The organism is Shewanella sp. M16 (genome assembly GCF_018224605.1).
In the GTDB taxonomy this organism is placed as follows: domain Bacteria; phylum Pseudomonadota; class Gammaproteobacteria; order Enterobacterales; family Shewanellaceae; genus Shewanella; species Shewanella oncorhynchi.
Genome location: NZ_JAGTUL010000003.1, coordinates 121,050 through 142,064 on the forward strand (window position 1 = coordinate 121,050; position 21,015 = coordinate 142,064).

At 46.7% G+C, this 21,015-nt stretch carries 16 protein-coding genes; 10 read left to right on the plus strand and 6 right to left on the minus strand.

The genetic code is table 11. The annotated features are described in order from the left end of the window. Positions 1-62: 62 nt before the first annotated feature. On the minus strand, positions 63-1,721 hold the full coding sequence (locus KFE26_RS03060; RefSeq protein ID WP_212599630.1) for a mechanosensitive ion channel family protein: 1,659 nt from the start codon (positions 1,719-1,721) through the stop codon (positions 63-65). A 234-nt stretch (positions 1,722-1,955) separates the two neighbouring features. Here KFE26_RS03060 and KFE26_RS03065 point away from each other — a divergent pair, with 234 nt between their 5' ends. Further along, on the plus strand, positions 1,956-2,285 hold the full coding sequence (locus tag KFE26_RS03065; RefSeq protein ID WP_113939169.1) for a hypothetical protein: 330 nt from the start codon (positions 1,956-1,958) through the stop codon (positions 2,283-2,285). Positions 2,286-2,430: 145 nt separating this feature from the next. Here the strand turns inward: KFE26_RS03065 and KFE26_RS24170 are convergent, their stop codons facing one another. Further along, complete coding sequence (locus KFE26_RS24170; RefSeq protein WP_105250299.1) at positions 2,431-2,556, minus strand: hypothetical protein; 126 nt, start codon at positions 2,554-2,556, stop codon at positions 2,431-2,433. A gap of 288 nt (positions 2,557-2,844) precedes the next feature. Between KFE26_RS24170 and KFE26_RS03070 the strand changes: the two genes are divergently transcribed. From KFE26_RS03070 to rraB, 6 genes are all read left to right on the plus strand, one after another. Next, on the plus strand, positions 2,845-3,135 hold the full coding sequence (locus tag KFE26_RS03070; RefSeq protein WP_105250298.1) for an ABC-type zinc uptake system zinc chaperone: 291 nt from the start codon (positions 2,845-2,847) through the stop codon (positions 3,133-3,135). 81 nt (positions 3,136-3,216) lie between these two features. Beyond that, positions 3,217-4,401, plus strand: a complete 1,185-nt coding sequence (locus KFE26_RS03075; protein WP_212599631.1) for a hypothetical protein — start codon at positions 3,217-3,219, stop codon at positions 4,399-4,401. Then, positions 4,385-5,293: a metal ABC transporter solute-binding protein, Zn/Mn family gene (locus KFE26_RS03080; RefSeq protein ID WP_212599632.1), complete on the plus strand. Its 909-nt coding sequence runs from the start codon at positions 4,385-4,387 to the stop codon at positions 5,291-5,293. The genes KFE26_RS03075 and KFE26_RS03080 overlap by 17 nt, the downstream gene beginning before the upstream one ends. A gap of 4 nt (positions 5,294-5,297) precedes the next feature. Then, entirely contained in the window at positions 5,298-6,098 is an 801-nt protein-coding gene (locus KFE26_RS03085) for a metal ABC transporter permease (RefSeq protein ID WP_212599633.1), read from the plus strand. A 162-nt stretch (positions 6,099-6,260) separates the two neighbouring features. Then, positions 6,261-7,004, plus strand: a complete 744-nt coding sequence (locus KFE26_RS03090; RefSeq protein WP_105250295.1) for a 1-acylglycerol-3-phosphate O-acyltransferase — start codon at positions 6,261-6,263, stop codon at positions 7,002-7,004. Between the two features lie 305 nt (positions 7,005-7,309). After that, the gene (rraB, locus tag KFE26_RS03095; RefSeq protein WP_113939164.1) at positions 7,310-7,717 is read left to right on the plus strand and encodes a ribonuclease E inhibitor RraB; all 408 of its coding nucleotides are present in this window, start codon (positions 7,310-7,312) and stop codon (positions 7,715-7,717) included. A gap of 82 nt (positions 7,718-7,799) precedes the next feature. Here the strand turns inward: rraB and KFE26_RS03100 are convergent, their stop codons facing one another. Continuing rightward, positions 7,800-8,774: a sensor domain-containing diguanylate cyclase gene (locus tag KFE26_RS03100; protein ID WP_131523954.1), complete on the minus strand. Its 975-nt coding sequence runs from the start codon at positions 8,772-8,774 to the stop codon at positions 7,800-7,802. Between the two features lie 18 nt (positions 8,775-8,792). After that, positions 8,793-9,788, minus strand: a complete 996-nt coding sequence (locus KFE26_RS03105) for a response regulator (RefSeq protein WP_028759518.1) — start codon at positions 9,786-9,788, stop codon at positions 8,793-8,795. 561 nt (positions 9,789-10,349) lie between these two features. On the opposite strand from KFE26_RS03105, the gene KFE26_RS03110 reads away from it, so the two are divergent. Next, complete coding sequence (locus KFE26_RS03110; protein ID WP_212599634.1) at positions 10,350-11,156, plus strand: crotonase/enoyl-CoA hydratase family protein; 807 nt, start codon at positions 10,350-10,352, stop codon at positions 11,154-11,156. A 35-nt stretch (positions 11,157-11,191) separates the two neighbouring features. Here KFE26_RS03110 and KFE26_RS03115 read toward each other — a convergent pair whose 3' ends face one another. Both KFE26_RS03115 and rapA read right to left on the minus strand, forming a co-directional pair. Further along, the gene (locus KFE26_RS03115) at positions 11,192-12,094 is read right to left on the minus strand and encodes a DUF3530 family protein (protein WP_212599635.1); all 903 of its coding nucleotides are present in this window, start codon (positions 12,092-12,094) and stop codon (positions 11,192-11,194) included. A gap of 224 nt (positions 12,095-12,318) precedes the next feature. Then, complete coding sequence (gene rapA, locus KFE26_RS03120; RefSeq protein ID WP_212599636.1) at positions 12,319-15,225, minus strand: RNA polymerase-associated protein RapA; 2,907 nt, start codon at positions 15,223-15,225, stop codon at positions 12,319-12,321. Positions 15,226-15,631: 406 nt separating this feature from the next. Between rapA and KFE26_RS03125 the strand changes: the two genes are divergently transcribed. Both KFE26_RS03125 and KFE26_RS03130 read left to right on the plus strand, forming a co-directional pair. Continuing rightward, on the plus strand, positions 15,632-17,026 hold the full coding sequence (locus KFE26_RS03125) for a PhoH family protein (RefSeq protein ID WP_105250289.1): 1,395 nt from the start codon (positions 15,632-15,634) through the stop codon (positions 17,024-17,026). A 215-nt stretch (positions 17,027-17,241) separates the two neighbouring features. Continuing rightward, positions 17,242-20,958, plus strand: coding sequence for a response regulator (locus tag KFE26_RS03130; RefSeq protein ID WP_212599637.1), 3,717 nt, complete (start codon positions 17,242-17,244; stop codon positions 20,956-20,958). Positions 20,959-21,015: the final 57 nt, after the last annotated feature.

Sequence of the window (21,015 nt, forward strand, 5' to 3'; positions counted from 1 at the left end):
GCCAGAGATAAAAATAAGGGCGAGCTCATTGCAACGCCCTTCTTCTCTCATTTAACGCTGGTTTAAAGCGGTGATTTCGTAGTTTGATAGATATGCACATCACGCTGTGGGAAGGGAATACTGATCCCTTCGGCGTCAAAGCGCATTTTCACTTCGCGGGTAATGTCCCAATACACTTCCCAGTAATCTTCCGGTTTTGCCCAAGGGCGAACGATAAAGTCGACCGAAGATTCGCTCAATAGATGTAGCTTAATCGTCGGTTCTGGCAATGGTTGTACCTTAGGATGCGCTTCGACGATGGACTTGAGAATCGCTTCAGCCTGTTCGATGCTGTCGCTATAACTTATCCCAAAGGTCATATCGACTCGACGTTGATGCTCAGCTGTGATGTTGTTAATTGTGTCACCCCAAATCTTATTATTAGGAATAATAAGACGTTGGTTATCCATGGTTTTAATCGTGGTGGAGACAAGGCTCATGTGACTGACGCGCCCGGTGACGCCAGCGGCGTTGATCAAATCGCCCACATCATAGGGACGGTAAATTAAGATCATCATGCCTGAGGCGAAATTCGACAGGGTATCTTGCAGGGCAAAACCAATAATAACCCCCGCGATACCAAAGCCTGCGAGCAAGGGACCAAGTTCGATCCCAAGCTGTGAAAGGGCAATTAACAGCCCGATAGTAAAGACGGCTTTACCTGATAGAGAGGTGAAGAAGTCTTGTAATAACTTACTTAAATTCAACTTAGAATTGCTAACGGTATTTTTCACTATCTGTTTGGCTAACTTGCCGGCGAGACCCGCAATAAACAAGATCAAACAGAAAACAAATAACTTAAACACGACGGTTGGGCCGTGATTAATCGCTTGTTCTTGTGCCGTATTTAGCCACTGCTCAACGAGACTTGATGCGACATCAAAGTTCAACACATCTTGAGTTATATCACCTGAAACACTAAAGAGTGTCTTTTTCAGCGCGGCGGTATCATGGCCTAAGGCGTCGAGTAGGCTGATGTCGATATTTAAGCTCTGACTATTTTGTGCTAAGCGTTCCTTTAGCATCATTACGTGGCTGGTTTGCGCCGAAGTGACATCTTTACCTGCATTGGTTGCGGTATCGATTGCTGCTTGTAGTTGCTGCTGGGTATAAGTCACTAAACTTTCTAGCGTATCGGCACGTGCTACTAAAATTTGCATCAGTGATTTTTGTGCTTCGCTAATATCTTGGCCAACTTGTTCGAGCCAAGTGAGCGTCTCGAGTTGTTGCTTGTAATAGGTGTCTTTTTCTAATTCGCGCTTTGATATTTCCAGTAGAGTCGCATCATCTGTGCTTGAACCTAATTGCTGTTCCAATTTACTAATGTTGTCATCGATATAAGCATCAATTTGTTGGATGTAGTTAAGTTGTCCTTGGATTAATGGCTGCAGAAAAGCTTTGTCGATTGGTGTTGCTTCGAGCAGATCTTTAATCTTATTACGTAACTGTAAGGTTTTGTTTTGAATTCGATATTCAACAATTGTCTTCAATTCGCCTTTGGCATTTTTTAGTTTACGTATATCCGTATCGATAGCCTGTTGCAGCATTGCCAGTTCTGCCTTGAGCGTTACAGGAGTGCTTAATGGGCTTTCGGTTGCAGCGACAGGTTCAGTTTGCGCTTGGGATGAAAGGCTGAGTAGTGGTATTAGCAGGGCAAACACGAGAGCGAGGTAGCGGTGCATAGGAGTGATCTTAAGTAGAAATATGTCTGAGTATGATAGATGTTGCCGGATTTACTGTAAAATATCTGCGAGTGAAATAGCCCTTGGAATTAAACTTTTTTGGGAAGGGTTGATTTGAGCTTAACCTTGAGTGCGGTGCTTTATCTGCTTTTTCCGACATTTTGGCTATTTACAGGCCGAACTCTAGTCGGTATCTGGTAAACTTGCGCATCGTTATTTAGGAATCGTGTTTTCATGTTGTGTTCCCATTGTAATCAGTACATCAAGGTCAGTGACATTAGCCAGCAAAGAGGCAAAGGTTTCGACGCTCAAGTGCGTTGTCCCCATTGTGCGGCTTGGTTAGGCCGCAGTCCAACATTGGCTAAACTCAAGTTATTAGGATTTTATTTGAGTGTGTTTACGGCGGGATACAGTTACTTTGATGCCTCTGTGCGGTATTTTGCGATCCCTGTAATGATTTTTTCGTTGATGTTGTTGTTTGTGAGCCATTTTATGGATCAAGTCATCACCATTGAAGCGCCCGAGCAAGTCGATGATAGCGATCAAAGACAGAAGTATCGTTAGGCTAATAAGTGGATTCGTTATGGATAGGAAAATCGGCGGTAAATTTTCCAGAGACGAACATCATTTGAGCGCCTTTAGCAGGCGCTCAAAATGCAACTAAGAGGGTTTAAGGGGTGAACTTCAGCCGCGCTTAATGAGTCTTTGTTTACTGCACGACTTGTTCTTGACTCGTTAAGGAGTGCTCAACGTAATAAATACCACCAAATATCACCGCGCTGAAGATGACTATCCCTAAGATAAGCCCTAAGTTTTCACGAAAAAATGCTAGCATAATAGTTGCCTTTAGGTGGATAAAACGGAGCCATAACGAGCTTGATTTCGTCATTGTGCTCGCAGACATAAAAACTAAATACACTATAGTTACACTCACTTAAGCTAATCTTAAATGCGTTTTTTTACCTGAGTTCTCACAAGATCCTACCGCTATTGAAACAAGAAGTTATTGGTAAGACTGGGTACCTCAAATATCTTGTAACCTTTTGCAAAGCGATTACCTTATTGCAACTTGCTATGGCACTGACATAGACTTATGCAACTTTTTAACTATGGGGACGACTGAGTGAGACTTAAAAGTCACATTAGACGCACAATTTCGATATGGCTTGCTGCCGTACTGATATTGCTGTCTCTTGCTGCCTCAGCCCATAGTGTGACCCATCTTGATGATGGCGCTAAGACTCACTGTACCCTGTGCTTCCATCAACACCAACTCAACAAGATTTTATTGACCCATCCGCTGACGCTGAATTTAGCTATACAGCATTTCGATGTGGTCGAATTTATTTTACCTTCCTCTATTTTTAAACACGTCAGTGTTTATCGCAGTCGTGCGCCTCCCTTCGCTCTCTAAAGCAACTTAAAATTTTAACTTATTGTATTTCTTGATGACTTAACATCGGTCGTCGAGTGCTAGTTGTATTTTGGAGATATCATGACTGTTTTAAATACCCGAATTTCTTTGGTGGCTTTGGCGTGTGCGCTCGTTTCGCCTAGCTTATTTGCAGAAGACTCGAGCTTGACCAACCCTAATATCAGTGGTGTGCTAAATGGATATTATCAGACGGGAGAGCGCCCATTAGCCGAGAGTCCAGATGGCTTTGGTTTAGGTGAAACTGAACTGGCGATGAGTGCCAATATCGATGATATGTTTTACGGTAAAATCACCGCAGTAGTTGAAATGCATGACGGTGAGACTGAACTGAATCTGGAAGAAGCCTTTATTCAAACCATGGCGATGCCAGCGGGGTTTTCTATCCGTGGTGGTCGTTTCTTATCGGACATTGGTTACCTCAATAACCAACATTTACATACTGATTCCTTCACCGACCGTCCTGTGGTTTACCGTGCATTCTTAGGGGGACATTATTTTGATGACGGTATACGTTTTAACTACGTAGCGCCGACGGACTTGTATTGGACCATGGGCGTTGAAGCCTTTAAAGGCGATAGTTTACGTGCTGCCGATGAGCATGGTGAGCGTGAGTTTAAGAAGGTCGGTGTTTATACCTTGTACTCAAAAATTGGTGGCGACATAGGCGATAACAGCTCATGGCAAGCGGGGTTGAGTTACTTGCGCAACGAAAATGGCCAAGTGACTGCCCATGAAGAAGGGGAGCATGAAGGTGAGCATGCCCATGGTGATGAGCACGAAGGTCATAGCCATGCCGCATCTTACACAGGTAAAAATACCTATGGTGCTGATTTTGTTTATAAGTGGGCGCCTAACGGTAACTACAAATATCAAAATCTCACAGTGAGCGGTGAGTACTATCGCGTGAGCGATTTTACACCTATCGATTTACATCCTGAGGATGCACCGAGCCAAGATTACCACCAAGGTTGGTATCTGAGCAGTGTGTACCAATTCACGCCGAGCTGGTCAGCAGGGGTGCGTTATGGTGAAGCTGATACGCAAGAGCTCCATGGCGATCATTTTCATGGGCAAAAGTTGAAGGAATCTGAGGTGAGTTTGGCTTGGCATTCTAGCCACTTCTCGACGGTTCGTTTCCAGTATACCAATCAAAAGGGTACTAACTTCGATGGAATAGAAGACGATAACATCTTCACTATTCAATATATTATGTCTCTGGGGGCTCACGGTGCGCATCAATTCTAATTTAGCTAAATTGGCCGCAGTGGCCTTATCTGTCACTTACACTGGTTTGGCCCATGCCGAGCTGAATGTGTTTGCCTGTGAACCTGAATATGCGGCATTGACCAAGGAGCTTGCTCCAACGGCTAGCATCTATTCGGCAACGACGGCATTACAAGACCCTCACCAAGTGCAGGCGCGTCCGAGTTTGATCGCTAAAATGCGTCAGGCGGATCTTGTGGTGTGCGCAGGTGCCGATCTTGAAGTGGGTTGGTTGCCTATGCTGCAGATGAAGTCGGCAAACGCAAAAGTGCGCTCGACCGAGCAAGGCTTATTTTTCGCTGCCGATCAAATCGAGACCTTAGATAAACTGGCCACTGTCGATCGCAGCATGGGTGATGTGCATGCTCAAGGCAATCCACATATTCATTTTGACCCGACGCGACTGTTAAAAGTCGCCACGGCATTGAGTGCTAAGCTGGTTCAGTTAGATCCTGCTAGCGCGGCCGATTATCAACAGTCACTGGCAGATTTTACCACTCGCTGGCAAGCTGCTGTCCCACGTTGGGAAGCGCAAGCTAAGGGATTACAAGGTAAAAAAGTGATCGCTTACCACTCTAGCTTTAGATACTTATTCAACTGGATTGGTATCGAGCAAGTGGCAGATTTAGAGCCAAAACCGGGTTTAGCCCCCACTAGCGGCCACTTAGCGAGTCTGCTGACGCGCGCCGAGCAGGGGGATATTCTGGCCGTAGTTGTGGCCTCTTATCAGGATGAGCGCGGTGCAAAATGGTTGGGTGAAAAAGCGAACTTGCCCGTGGTAATGCTGCCTATGTCTGTGGGGGGGAATGATAAGAGCCAAGATTTATTTAGCCTGTATGACAGCGTGATTTCCCTCTTAAATGGAGTGAAATAAACCTATGTTTGATCTTGAGCTGATGTCGATTCTGTTGCCTGCATTGGCTGCGGGGATCTTAGTGTTGTCGACGCATATTGTACTTGGGAGACAAGTACTTAAGCGTGGCATCATCTTTATCGATTTAGCGATAGCGCAAGTTGCCGCCTTAGGTGCCATCGTCGCTCACATGGACCACAGATTAGAAGACATGCCGTTTGCTAATGTGTGGATGCCCGCTGTATTTGCCCTTGCTGGCGCAGGTTTTATCGCTTGGTTAGCTAAGCGGATGGCGGGTGAGTTGGAGGCTATGATTGGCTGCTTTTACGTCTTGTCTGCGGTGGCCGCAATGCTGTTGCTGGCAAACGACCCACATGGCGCCGAGTTGTTAAAGCAATTGATGTCAGGTCAGATCCTGTGGGTGAGTTGGTCACAACTGATTTTGCCGGCTGTAGTGTATTCACTGGTGTTATTAGCGATATTCCTGCGCCCCCAGATGTTGGACGGGGCAGGATTTTATCTGCTATTTGCGCTAGTGATTACCTTATCGGTTGAATTAGTAGGTGTTTATCTGGTGTTCAGCACCCTGATATTGCCAGCTTTAGCGTTGAACAAGTACCGTGGTAAAGGTCGGCTATTTTACGCTTACCTCGTCGGTTTACTGGGCTATGTTTTGGGTTTAGTTCTGTCGGCTACCTTAGATCTCCCTAGTGGTGCGGCAATTGTCGCGACTTTGGCCGTGAGTGCCTTAGTTATCCGCTTTGTGTTAAGTAAAGTCTCACCTCAGGCAACTGAGTCTGAAATCCTACCCAAGCACCACGCTTAGTTCGATATTAATCTTAAAGCCCATCGATACACTGGAGGTTCAGTATATCGATGGGCTTTTTTTGCTTGCTTGTTAGCAAGTCAGCTTACAGATGTAAACAATATATTGAGTCCCAAAGCCATGGTGGCTATACTGTCGCCACTTTTACAGTCGGAGTAAATCGTGCTTTTAATCGTCAGATCAATGTTGTTGGCGGTATCCTTGTTGCTTGCCTTTATTTTTGGTGGCTTAGTGTGTTTATTAAGGCCTCGCCATCGCGACAATGTACATATGTTCGCCAAGATCTTCTCATCGGTTGCACCAATCCTTGGGATTAAAGTGATTGTTCGCCGGCACGAAGATGTGCAGGACGGCCCGTATATTTTCTTAGCAAATCATCAGAATAACTTTGATCTCTTTACTCATACGACAGCAGTTCCTAAAGGTACAGTGAGTTTAGGCAAGAAGAGTTTGGCGTGGATGCCGCTATTCGGTCAAATCTATTGGTTGTCAGGAAATATTCTTATCGACCGTAAAAACCGTCACAGTGCCTTTGATACTATGGCTAAAACGGTTGAAAAAATTAAGCAGAAGAATCTATCCGTATGGATTTTTCCTGAAGGTACACGTTCGCGTGGTCGTGGTCTGTTACCTTTTAAAGCGGGAGCTTTCCATACTGCAATCGCGGCGGGAGTGCCAGTGGTGCCAGTGGTTGCTTCGTGTCAGAGCCATATTAAGTTAAATCGCTGGAATAACGGTGTCGTCATCATCGATATGATGGCACCTGTGCCGACCGCAGGTTTAGATAAAGCCGATGTGAAAAACTTCTCTGCGCAAATCCATGCCAGCATGTCGGCGAGATTTGCTGAGATAAATCAAGAAGCGGCAGCACTTATGGGTAAAACTCTCGCGAGTGATGACGTATAATATACCCAAGCTACCTGAAGATACGAGTTTCAGAGCGCCTAGGGTGCTTCAATTCAAGGCGCATCAATGAAAGAATGTCGGTCACCTTTTGAATTGATGCAACACGGAAATGGAGTGCCCTAGGCGCTCCGTCCCGGCGGGTTTTAAAGCACTTTTGCTGAGTTGGTTATTTTTAACTTAGCCCGCTAGGTCTGCAAATAACCGCCTTGCCTAAAGTGCGTTAAATTCCTGCTGAATCCTGCATCTTCAGGTTGTTTGGGTATAATGCCAATTTGAGCCAGATTTACCTTAACGGAGACAAATCCATGTCTATTGAAAGTCAGTTAAAAGCCCAACTTGCAGAGAATCGTGACATAGTGCAAGCCCTGCTTGACGATGGCTCAGAGCCTGATGCGGAATATGTTATTGAGCATCACTTTTCATCGACCAATTTTGACCGTCTTGAAAAAGCCGCAGTAGATGCCTTTAAATTAGGTTTTGAGGTAAACGACGCTGAAGAAATGGAACTGGAGGATGGTTCAATTATCTTCTGTTTCGATGCTGTCGCACACCACAAACTGGATGTTGAATTACTGGACAAAGCGGCCGAGCAATTGCTGCAATTAGCGGTAAAGCAGAAAGTGGAATATGACGGTTGGGGTACCTATTTCGTCGGCGATGAAATGGATGACGAAGAAGATGAAGACGAAGAAGATGATGGTTTTCCTCATTAATTCGTTGGTGGATCTCGAGTTTAATCTTCACTTGTTTTAAATAAAAATGCCCATCATTGATGGGCATTTTTATTGGGTATACTTAGGATTTACTTGTTTTACTCGTATGTAAAACACTGCAGTTACGGCCTTTTTGTTTCGCTTCGTACAGGGCTTTATCGGAGCAGGAGATCCAGCTAGAACTGCTGGTAATATGGGAGCCAATTTCACATACGCCTAAACTTACCGTCACAGTAATCTTAAGGCTTTCATACACTATGACGGATGCGGCGATTTTCTCCCTGAGTCGCTCAGTAAAGTTCATCGCATCTGCGCCGCTGGTTTTAGGCAATACAACCGCAAATTCTTCGCCGCCATAACGCCCTGCACAGTCAGTATCACGTAAGGATTGGCTGAGTAAGTGGGCGATATGCTGAATGACTTTATCACCCGCCACATGACCATAGCTGTCGTTGATATGTTTAAAGTTATCGATATCTATCATGACTAAACTTGCTATACCTGAGTAGCGGGCATACAAGTCGTACTCGTGGTCTAAACACTCTTGCCAATGACGACGGTTGTGCAACTGAGTTAGACCATCGGTTTGGCTAAGGCGTTCGAGTTGTTCGTTGGCAGCTTTAAGTTGCAATTTGTTGATGGCGATATCTGTCACGTCATAAATAATCACACTGATATGGGTCACTTGTCCCGTGAGCGATGCCAGCGGCAGCAGGGTCACGTTCTGGTACATATAGTCTGCACGGCCTGTAATCGGGCGATAGTTTTTAAATTGGAAAACGTACGGACGTTGTTCCCAGCTGATAAAAGCACGGTTTTTAAGCATGAAAACCGATTCCATTTTCTGCTTTAACCAAGTGGCAGGCAGATCGGGGAAGCGGGTAAATAGGTTTTGACCTTTGATTGAATTAGGGGAAACACCGCTGTGATTCTCCATAAAACCGTTCCACAGCTGGATATTGTAATGGCGATCTAATACCACTAATCCCACCTCTATGGTTTGTACCATATCGATGAGCCAGTGTAGTTCGTTCATTGCGCTTTGGTCATTTGACATAGGATAAAATCCAACTGGTTAATCGAGTAAATAGCCGAGTTTATAGCTAAGTGTGGGGATAGAATCCTCGGTGAAGAGCAGTAGCAAATCGCATTGAATATTATGATCTTCAATCCGATAGTTGATCTCCATTGCCAAAGTTCGGTGCCATTTCTCTGAATTATCATGGATCAGATCGTTAACCGTGCAGTGCCGTCCTAGCACGACAGGGTGAGCCTGACTAAATTTCATGTCGAGCTGTTCAGAAATGCCGTTAAGGAAAGCGCCTATCAGCACGTTTCCAGTATCGATCAGGACTTCTATCTCAGTATTTTTGTCTTCTGGATTAGCTAATCCCATCAGCTTGGCCATGTCTTTAAAGCTGGAATCATGGAACAAAAGCAGTGCCTCTCCCGCAATACCCGCACCGATAAAACCTTGGCAGAGCGCGGATACCGTTGAGCTTTCTTCCGTGGCTTTGAGCGCCATGGTTAACTCACTGACTTCAAGCACGTTCACATTAGGGATAGGTAGTAACACGAATACATCGAGTAACTTAGCTAACAGATCGGCGGCGCGTCCCATGGCAACGTTGGCTATTTCTTGGCAAGCGTCGCGCATGTCGACTTTGATCATCGGGACTTCGTCGGTGAGATCTTTCTGCGTCAGCGTTAAGATGCCGTAATCTTGCAAAATGTTGCTGATGGCATCGGCGCTCACCGGTTTTTGAATAAAATCTAACGCACCCAAGGCTTTAACCCGCTCGTGAGCTTTGATTTGAATATCGCCGGATACCACAATGATCAGCGCGGGTAAGTCCTGTTGCTGCACGGTTTGCAGTACTTCATAACCGTCCATTACAGGCATGTTGAGATCGAGAAACACCACTTCGCCTTTTCCAGCGCGGATGGCATCAAGGCCTTCGGCACCATTGGTCGCATAAGTTATTTCCACATCCCACTCTTTGGGGAGTGTGCGGGCCATTTGCTTACGTGCCATGGCGGAATCGTCACAGATGAGTACAGATATTGACATGCTGACTAGTGATCCTTATTTGCCCATTTATTGAAGATAACACTTATTTTTTAGGTCTGACTGACGAATTGCGTTCTTCGGGCAAGTCTGATTAATATCTTTTATATGTAACTTATAGATATAATTGATAAATTTATATTTTCTGATGGCATTAAAATTTGAATCATTGTTGAATCAAATCATGCTGAATCTTAAATCGAACTGGCTAATGTTTAGTAAATAACAAGGATATAGTGACTAAAAAGGACTATAGAATCCATATATTGCTGCCCAATCATCCTTCGCTGCAGGTAGCATTGCGATACTGGTGTCGATTTTTAGCAGTTAAATAGCTAGCGGTTAAATACGCTTAATTATTGAGCTTGCTAAGGCTATCTAATCGAAAAATACATTAGGATTACTGCACGTAGTGATGACAGCCTAACATAAGTTGCCTTCAATCCATGATGGAATTGGCAATATTTTGACTCAAGTCAAAAAACAGGCTCATGTTATATCTTTTAGTGAATTATGCCAAACGTGTTAACATTTATTCTGGACTGACCAGTAACGGAATATTTCATGAGTGGCCAAAGTGTACAAGTTAAAATCGATGATGGCATCGCCTACGTGTTGCTTAATCGTCCTGAAAAAATGAATGCTATTAACTATTTAATGTTTAGTGAGCTTGACTGCGCGATTAAAAGTATTAAATCCAATCGTGCGGTGCGAGCCGTGATCCTCTCGGGAGCGGGTGGGCATTTTAGCTCTGGGCTCGATGTCAAAAGCGTCATGTCGGCACCGATGCAGGCAGTTAAGTTACTGTTTAAGGGTTTACCGGGGAATGCGAATTTGGCACAGCGGGTGTCACTAGGTTGGCAAACCTTGCCTGTGCCAGTGATTGCCGTGCTTGAGGGCTGTTGCTATGGCGGCGGTATGCAGATCGCTTTAGGCGCAGATGTGCGTATTGCTAGCCACGACAGTAAGTTATCTATCATGGAAGCGAAATGGGGACTCGTGCCAGATATGGCGGGTTTAGTCGCATTAAGGCAAATTATGCCTAAGGATCAAGCCATGTTACTTAGCCTGACGGCAAAAGTGCTTGAGAGTCATGAAGCGCTGGCCTTAGGACTCGTGACACAAGTGAGTGAGACGCCCATGGAAGCCGCTGAGAGATTGGCAAGGCAACTGATGCAAACCTCGCCGGATGCGGCAGCGGCCATCAAACTCAGTATTAACCGTAGTTGGACGGCTTCTATCCGTAGTCTACTGTGCCGCGAGTCTATTAGTCAGATTCGGTTATTGTTAGGCAAAAATAGCAAGATAGCGGCGACGCGTCAGCTGAAAGATCCGCAGAAACCCTATCGGGATCGCCAATCGGGTTGGTAATGCTATTTTGTCTGAATTAGCTTGAATCGCCGTTTTTACTGCGCGCCGCTCATTCGGGCAGAAAAGCCTTTAATCGCATTTAAGCAATTCTGCCATGCGCTCTCGTTATCTAAATTGAGCGCTAGGGTAGTTTGGCGATAGTTAGGGCTTTCTAAGGTCACCGCGAGTTTTTTGCGATTGTCGGCCGTCTCCAATGAGGCTGGGTGACCGTCTGGCGATTGAATATCTAAAATGGGCAGCGTAAGTTTTGCCAGTTGCTCCGCGAGTGCTTGATTACGCTGTTCGTCTTCTCGATAGGGATTGATGACGATCAGTACATCAGGATCGGCAATCTTCTTCTGGCTTAATAGGCTAATCAATAATCCTGCACTTTGGTCGGCGGTGATCAAAATACGTTTTCCCGCATAATCTGCACCGACGGCATCTAACTGCGACATGCTTTTGACGAGAAAATCTTCCTGCTCTTGCTGGTGCTTGCTGTTATCTTCGGGCTTGATTTTAGGGCTTGGTTTGTTGGACGGTGAGCTTAATTGCGCGGCGCCAGGCGAGGTCACTTCAGTGGCGGCGGTAGCAAAGTTAGCTGCGGGCATTTCAGTTGGCGGAGTTAAACTTAAGCTGGCCCAACCAGCAGGATTGATATTGCGGCGTACAAACGCCATCAATCCCGGCGCGTCTGCGGTACCATTGGTGGCGGGCAGGATTATCGCCGCACCAAGTTTCTTTTTACCTTCCCATGGTCGCACTAACAAATCGTAGGGCTGATTATCAATCGTGATTTGTTTAATTTCATTTGTGGGTAGATAGCTGTGATTCGACTTTTTGGCACTGATTTCGGCTGGCACAGATGTTGGCGGAGTTGTTGTCGTGTCTGCCGCGTAGGTAGCGATGGTTGTGATGCCGAGAATGAGGCAAAAGAGGAGTGAAAGAATGCGCGGCATAGAATTGATAACCACCTGTGTAGTCTCATAAATTCATCAGTGTTTGAGTATAACCTGAACAATTACCAAAAAGTGAATTTTCCTCGCCAAAGAATTGCACCTGTCATTTAGTATAAAAAGTCACTTGTAATAAAAAAGCCACTTGGAATCGAAAGCCACAGGGCACAAAAAAGCCCAACGCTGAGGCTGGGCTAATTGATTGAAACCTGCAGTTCCGCTTAGGTTTATACGTGGCTGACGAGCACCATACGGATCGCATCGAGTTGTAACTGGCTGGCATCCAGATAAGTGTTTAACTCTTGCATCTGATTACGCAGGTATTCCAATTCTTCCTCACGGATATTGGGGTTCACAGCCTTGAGTGACTCTAAACGATCAAGCTCTGCGCTCAGTTGCTGAGTCATTTTCTCTCTGGCTTGGGCGACCATTTCATCGACAACCACTTGAGCATATTCTTCACCCTTAGCAAATAACGGATGCAAAATAGGCTGAGATGCGGTGACTAATTTGCCGCCAATGTGACGATTCACCGCGCTTAATTGCTTATCGAAACTGGCGTAATCCACTTTAGCCGACAGGTCGTTACCGTTTTTATCCAACAACACGCGAATGGGGGTAGGCGGTAAATAACGGTACAGCTGGCTCGACTTAGGTGCTGAGGCATCGGCCATGTAGATGAGTTCTAAGAATAAGGTACCTGCTGGCAGGGCTTTATTCTTTAGAATTGCGACGCTGGTGGTGCCAGTTTCAGAACCAGTGATCAGATCAAGTCCCGTTTGCACCAGCGGATGCTCTTGGGTGATTAGCGCAATATCATCGCGTGATAACGCTGTGTCACGATCAAAGGTTACCGTCACGCCATCTTCTGGCAAGCCAGGGTAAGTTGGGAACATCATGTGCTCACTCGGGCGTAGAATAATCGAGTTTTCACCCTTATCTTCTTGATCAACACCGATAATATCCCACAGACGGATCACTGAGCCGATTAAATGAGTATCACCGTCACTTTGGGCAAGGCGGTTGACGATTGCCAGTGCCTTCTCGCCGCCGTGTGAGTTGATTTCCAGCAGCTTGTCGCGGCCTTGCTCCATGGCGTGCTTGAGTTCTTTATAACGGCTCTGGGTGTGATTGAGTAGGTTTGTCAGCTCATCGCTGTCATCACCCACAAGCACGTTTAGCAGATCTTCGGCAAATTCACTGTAAAGCACATGGCCACTAGGGCAAGTGAGTTCAAAGGCATTTAGCCCTTGGTGATACCACTGCATCAAACGTTCTTGGGCGGTATCTTCAAGGTATGGCAAGTGAATTTGGATATCATTTTTCTGGCCGATACGGTCTAAACGACCGATTCGCTGTTCCAATAGATCGGGGTTTAGCGGCAGATCGAACAGGACTAAGTGGCTGGCAAACTGGAAGTTACGGCCTTCAGAACCAATTTCAGAACAGATCAGTGCCTGTGCGCCGCCTTCCTCTTGGGCAAAGTAAGCGCCGGCTTTATCGCGCTCGATAATCGACATGCCTTCGTGGAATACCGTTGCTTGAATCCCTTCGCGGGTGCGCAGGGCTTCTTCTAAGCTCAGTGCGGTTTCCGCTTGGCTGGCGATGATCAGCACTTTTTTGCTACGGTGGGATTTTAAGAACTCGATTAACCAATCCACACGGGGATCGAACTTCCACCAACTGGCGCTGTTATCTTCAAATTCTTGATACAGTTTTTCAGGGCTTAGGGCTTGCGCCGCTTTCGCCTCTAATGACTTGTGTCCGCCCATCATGCCGCTGACGCGTGCGGCTGTTTGATATTGATCTGGCATGGCGTGTGGGTAAGCGTTAAAGAAACGCTTTGGAAAGCCTTTTACTGAGGCGCGGCTGTTTCGGTATAACACGCGGCCAGTACCGTGACGGTCAAGTAATTCTTGCAGTAATTCGCTACGGGCGGCCTGTTGTATTTCGGCATCAATATCGTCGGCTTGGATTAAACGAATACTTGGGCTGATGTCTTTCTCGCCCAGTAATTCGGTCAAGCTGTTGATGGCGGCATCGGGTAATTTAGCGTTGCCAGCTAAGGCTTCGGCGGCAATGGCGACGTCTTTATAACTGTCTTCTTCAGCTAAGAAAGCATCGTAATCGTAGAAACGATCCGGATCGAGCAGACGCAAGCGGGCGAAGTGACTCTCATGGCCGAGTTGATCCGGCGTTGCGGTTAACAGCAAAACGCCTGGGATGACTTCACTCAATGCTTCAACCACTTGATAGGCGCGGCTTGGCGCTTCTTCGGTCCATTCTAAGTGGTGCGCTTCGTCAACGACTAACAGATCCCAATCGGCATCTAGGGCTTGATCAAGACGTTTTTTCTTACGCAGTAATTCGAGTGAACAAATCACTAACTGTTCTGTGTAGAAAGGATTGTCGTGATCGGCATAGGCTTCTACACAACGGTCTTCATCGAATACCGAAAAACGCAGATTAAAGCGGCGCAGCATTTCCACTAACCACTGATGGCGCAGAGTATCGGGCACGATAATCAGAATGCGTTCGGCGCGGCCGGTCAGCAGTTGTTGGTGAATAATCAGACCTGCTTCAATGGTTTTACCTAAACCCACTTCGTCGGCTAACAGTACACGCGGTGCATAGCGACGGCCGACTTCATGGGCAATCCACATTTGATGCGGAATAAGTCCAACACGTGGACCTTGCAGACCAAGCAAATCCGATGAGGCCAGTTTGTGGCGCAACATTTGGCATTGATAACGCACACCAAAACGGTCGAGGCGATCGATTTGGCCAGCAAATAAACGGTCTTGGGGTTTGTTGAAACGAATATTGTGGTTCAGCAGGGTTTCACGCAGTGTAGCTTGCTCGCCTGTCTCACTGTGAATGCCGTGATAGATCACTATCCCGTCTTTCTCGGTCAATTCACTGACCGCAAGGCTCCAGCCTTCATGGCTTTCAACCGAATCGCCGGGATTGTATATAACGCGTGTCAGAGGGGCTTCTGCTCGGGAGAACATGCGGCTCTCACCCGTGGCAGGGAATAATACAGTGACCATACGGCCTTCTACTTGAACCACAGTTCCTAAACCAAGCTCTGACTCGGTATCACTTATCCAACGTTGACCTAAGGCGAACGGCATCTTAAATTCTCATTTCTAGGCGGACTCTAACAAAGGGCGCGTATGTTATACCAATACTCGTGATATTTAAATCGCCCTCTCACCCGTTAGAGCCTAATTCCCAGAGTGCTAGATTACAAATTGTACAAGCGACAAAATTGTCGTGCCAGTACATGAAATTGTCACGCTAATGTCACATCCGCGGTTATACACTGCCTCGAGTCTGTATGGTAAACAATGGCTGCTGTATTGTTATCTCGTGAGTTTGGTGCCAATATCAACTTAAGGTTTAAGTGCGAGTAAAGTGCTATCAACTTGAACCTTATGATCATTTTTTGCCATATGCTTTGCCAGTAATAGGAGTTGGGTAACTTTTATTGAGACTCAAAAGTGTGTTTAAACTTTAATGAAGCACTCTGGAGGCGCCATGGAACAAGACGACAGAAAGTTGTTTGTACTGGATACCAATGTGTTACTACATGAACCTTTGGCGATCTATTCGTTTAAAGAGCACGATGTGGTCATTCCGATGACAGTGCTAGAAGAGTTGGACCAGATTAAAGATCGAAAGAGTGATGTGAGTCGGGATGCTAGGGTTGCTATCAGGGCATTGGAAGATACCCTAGGCGGTGAAACTACCCCAGAACAGATTATCAATGGTGTCCCTTTGCCCAGCCGAGAGGGTCATGCCGATGCGGTCGGTTCGCTCTCCATCTTCCCTGATCACCTTGTCGATTTTACCTTAGGCGCACTGCCTGGAGATGGAAACGACAATCGCATTATCAATACCGCGCTACATCTACAAAACCTACATCATCCCCGTACCGTTGTCTTAGTCACCAAAGATATCAATATGCGCCTTAAAGCCAAAGGTGCGGGTATTCAATTGGTTGAGGATTACCGAACTGACCAGTTGATTGATGATATCCGCTTCCTCAGTAAAGGCTTTTACCAGTTTGAAGGTAATTTTTGGGAGCACTTGAACAAGGTCTCCACCGAGCGCCACGGTAGACATACAGTGCATGAAGTACCGCTCAAAGACCTCGAAAATGATAATTTCTATATCAACCAATATCTTATCGACACAGAGTCTGATTTTTGCGGTCGTGTTATCGAGCGCACAGACACCCATTTACATATTTTAGATTTAGGCCGTGAGCGGGTGAAAAACCTCGAGGCATGGGGTGTTAAACCTAAAAACGTCTATCAAGGCATGGCATTGCAGGCGCTGCTGGATCCCGATATCGATCTGGTGATCTTAACCGGCCCAGCGGGTTGCGGTAAAACCTTGCTCGCCATGGCGGCGGCGTTGGAGCTGGTGGTCGAGCGTAATCGCTACGACAAAGTGATTGTCACCCGTAACACCCCAGAAATCGCCGAATCTATCGGCTTCTTGCCCGGCACGGAAGAGGAGAAGATGATGCCGTGGCTGGCTGCGATTACCGACACGCTCGAAGTGCTGCATAAGAATGATGTGAATCCTACGGGCAGCATGAATTACATCATGGAGAAGGCTAACATTCAGTTTAAGTCGATAAACTTTATGCGCGGGCGTTCGATCCAAAACTCTATAGTGCTATTAGATGAATGCCAAAACCTCACGGCCTCGCAGATCAAAACTATGATCACCCGTATGGGCGAAGGCACAAAACTGATTTGTTGCGGTAACTTAGCGCAAATCGACTCTAACTACTTAACTGCTGTTACCTCAGGTTTAACCTATATTGTCGAACGTTTTAAAGACTTTGAAGGCAGTGCCAACGTGTATCTGAATGGCGTGGTGCGTTCACGCTTAGCGGAATACGCTGAAGAGCATCTGTAAAGCAGGTCGGTTTAATTTTGGGTAATGACTAAGGCCTCTGATATAGAGGCCTTAATTTTATGGAGTAGTAGATTTTTAATCGACTTATCAGTGGTATGAGTAGGCTTTATCTGACAATTATTTTATGTGATTGGCAGTTCCTTCCTGTTACTATATGGAGCTCATAGTTTTTGCCGCCGTAGGCTGAAATTAAGCGCTGCAATCAAGGGTAGTGGATGAAATCGAGTGAGCCGGATCTCCAACTAAAATCGCCGATCCAGAAGAACTACAACCGTGCCGTTTTTTATACGTACATCGGCGTTATCGTCATGTCTTTGTTGACCGCATGGATGTTTTTCGACCGCCAAAAAGCACAGCAGATGGAACAGCGTGAAGAGCAGGTTCAGCGCCATGTATTGCAAATCGATTTGCTACTTGAGTCGAGCATTAGAGCGGTAAAAAGCTTACGCAACGTTGCTGTGGATCATTTACGTTTGGGCGAACTCGTGCGTAAAGAACGCTTACCCCAATACGGTAAATTCAACGAAAGCGGCCAGTATTTTACCTTAGAACCTAGCTACGCCCAGAGCGGTGAGCCTTTTACCAACATGGGTAGGATTACTGGTGCGGGTTCCCTCGACGGCCGCGACGACAAGTTCTATCAAGAGCTTGAGATGTTGTTTGAGCTGTCACTGTCATTTCCCGTCGCCAAAGAAGCCGCCCCGAAAGCCTCGGCGATCTATTACCTGTCGAAACGTAGGATCATGTCCTACTTCCCTTGGTCGAATGACGATCAACGTTTTAGGGACGAATTACTCAACAAGAAACAGTTCCAATACGCCACCCCAGCAATGAATCCGCAGCGCAGTGTATTTTGGAGTGAAGCCTATGTTGACTCCACGGGCAAAGGCTTATTGACCACTTTAGGTGTGCCCATTTATTTGGATGATGAGTTCATTGGCTCAATCAACTTAGACATGACGCTTGCCTCGTTAGCGCGGCAAATTCGGGTTTACTTTAAGATGCCGGGCACAGTGATTTTGCTCGACCAACAGAACAATATTTTATCCCACAGCGATTTTGATAGCTCAGATATCAATCGGGTCTATCACATCAGCCAACGTATTCCCTCTGAGCTGCATTCTTTACCTGAGTCGGAATTGTTCGATGCCCACGACGGCATCATTCGTAACGGCTATTACATTCACTCGGTTGCCCTGCATAACGCGCCTTGGCGTTTACTGTATTTGCAGGATGAAGACGACCTATTCCAAGACTCGTGGGAAAAACTGCAGCTGACCTTTATTTTAGTGGTTATCGCCCTGTCGGTGTTGGTGACCATAGTGCATTGGCAGACGCGTCGATCTTTTGTGAGTCCAGCCTCGCGATTACTGTCGCACCTTGAAGGTTGCTCCCAAGAGCCACGTAAGCCACCGGAGAAAATCACCCGTGGCTGGGAGCCTTGGTTCTTGCTAGTGAGTCGGATCTTTGAGGAAAACAAACAATATACCCACCATCTGGCTGAGCAGAATAAGCGGCTCGATAAGCTAGTGGCGCGGCGTACTGAACGCTTAAAAGACACCACAGAGCGGCGTGAGCGTGAATATGCGCTACTGCGATCCCTGCTTGACTCAATTCCTGAAGCGATTGTCTTTAAAGATAAAGAAGGCAACTATTTAGGTTGTAACAAGGCGGCTGAACGCATGCTGGGTTACACAGAGAGCGAGATGATAGGTTTATCATCTGAGGATCTGACCTCGCCTGAAATGGGCATACGTATCCGCGCCGAAGACGAACAAGTCTTAAAAGATCGCACGCCGCTGCGCTACCAAGAAAAGGTCGAGCTTGCGGGCAAACCTGTGTTGCTCGATACCCTTAAGCTGCCTTTCTACAATCGCCGCGGCGAACTGCAGGGATTGATTGCCGTGTGGCGTGATGTGACGCGGGAATACGAATCCGCCGAACAATTACGCCTGTCCGAAGAGCGTTATCACTTAGCCATGGATGCGGTGGAAGATGGCCTGTGGGACTGGTATTTAGACTCTGAACAGATTATTTGTAACCCAGCCTATTATTCTATGTTGGGTTATAAAACCAATGAATTCCCAGCTTTAGTATCAACGATTGATGAATTATCCCACCCCGACGATCGTATTCGCGTCGAGGAATACCGTGCTCAGTATCTTGCTGATCCCGTCGGTGCTTTCGAAATTGAATTCCGTATGTTAGGTAAAAATGGCGGCTATCACTGGGTGTTATCCCGTGGTCGTGTGGTGGAGTTCACCGCAGAAGGCCAGCCCAAACGTATGCTTGGTACCCATAAGGATATTACCCGCCATAAGAGTAACGAAGTGGCGTTGCTTGAAGCCAAGCAAGATGCCGAACTCGCTAACCTCTACAAGAGTGAATTCTTGGCCAACATGAGCCATGAGATCCGCACACCGATGAATGCCATTATCGGTATGTTGCAGTTGGCACAGCGCACTTCGTTAACGGCGCAGCAGAAAGATTACCTCGAAAAAGCCGGTTTCTCGGCGCAATCGCTGCTGAGGATCATCAACGATATTCTCGACTTCTCTAAAATTGAGGCGGGTAAGTTGGAGCTTGAGCGGGTGCCGTTCCCGCTGGATAAAGTGCTCGATCACGCTCTGGATCTCAATGCGCTTAAGGCACAAGAACAAGGCGTCGAATTACTCTTATATGCCCCCGTGACGGCGGGACTCATTCTTAAGGGCGATCCGCTGCGCTTAGGCCAAGTGCTGATTAACTTGCTATCGAATGCGGTGAAATTTACTCAATCTGGCGAGATTGAGCTCGGCTGTGAAGATGTCGGCGAGCGGGATCATCGGATTACCTTGAAGTTCTGGGTGCGCGATACGGGGATCGGCATAGGTAAAGATCAACAGGATAAGTTGTTTGATGCCTTCGCCCAAGCCGACGGTTCGACCACTCGTAAATACGGTGGCACTGGCTTAGGTTTGTCGATCAGTAAGCATCTGGTGTCTATGATGGGCGGCAAGATGCAAGTGCAGAGTGAGCTTGGGGTCGGTAGTACTTTTAGCTTTACCATCAGTTTTGAAATTGCCGAAACCGCTAAGATTGAGCCTTTGGTCGTGCCGGAAAAACTCAATAGTTTACGCACCTTAGTCGTTGACGATAACCCGACAGCACTGCAAATTTATTCGACCTTGATGCGAGATTTCCACTTCGACGTCGATACCGCCGCCAGTGGCGCCGAAGCGCTTTATAAACTGTCGCGGGCGCCAATCGATCTGTTATTACTCGATTGGATGATGCCAGAAATGGACGGCAGCGATGTGGTCAGCGCCATAGATACTATGGTCGCCGAAGGCCGCTTAGCGAAACGGCCTGTGATTATCATGATGACGGCCTATGCGGCAGAGCCCTTGCAGCATGAAGTCGATAGTGCCAATGTGTTTGCCGTACTACAAAAACCGTTTAAGGCATCGAGTCTGTTCGATGAGATCATTGCCGCCTTTGCCGATGAATCGAGATTGAATGTGGTTCAGCCTATGGTTGAAGTTCAAGTTGAGGAAGGAGAGCACACAGGTTTAGTGCTGCTGGTGGAGGATAACTTTATTAACCAGCAAGTGGCCACCGAACTCCTTAAGAGCGCTGGCTACGAAGTGGTGCTGGCCGACAATGGTCAAGTGGCGCTGGATACTATCGACTCGCGGCCGTTTGATGCCGTGTTGATGGATATTCAAATGCCAGTGATGGACGGGTTAACGGCCGCAAGGGCATTGCGTGAGCGTTTTAGTGCCGATGAACTGCCTATCATTGCCATGACAGCCCATGCCATGTCGGGCGACAGGGAAAAGAGTTTAGCGGCAGGGATGAATGCCCACATCACTAAACCCATAGTGCTCAACGAATTATTTGAAACATTAAATCACTGGATCAAACACAAGAACCAGCATCAGAATCGTTAATTTATTTGCTCGGGGCCAGTGATGGCCTCGCATTATTTACTTTAAATCAATCGCTTG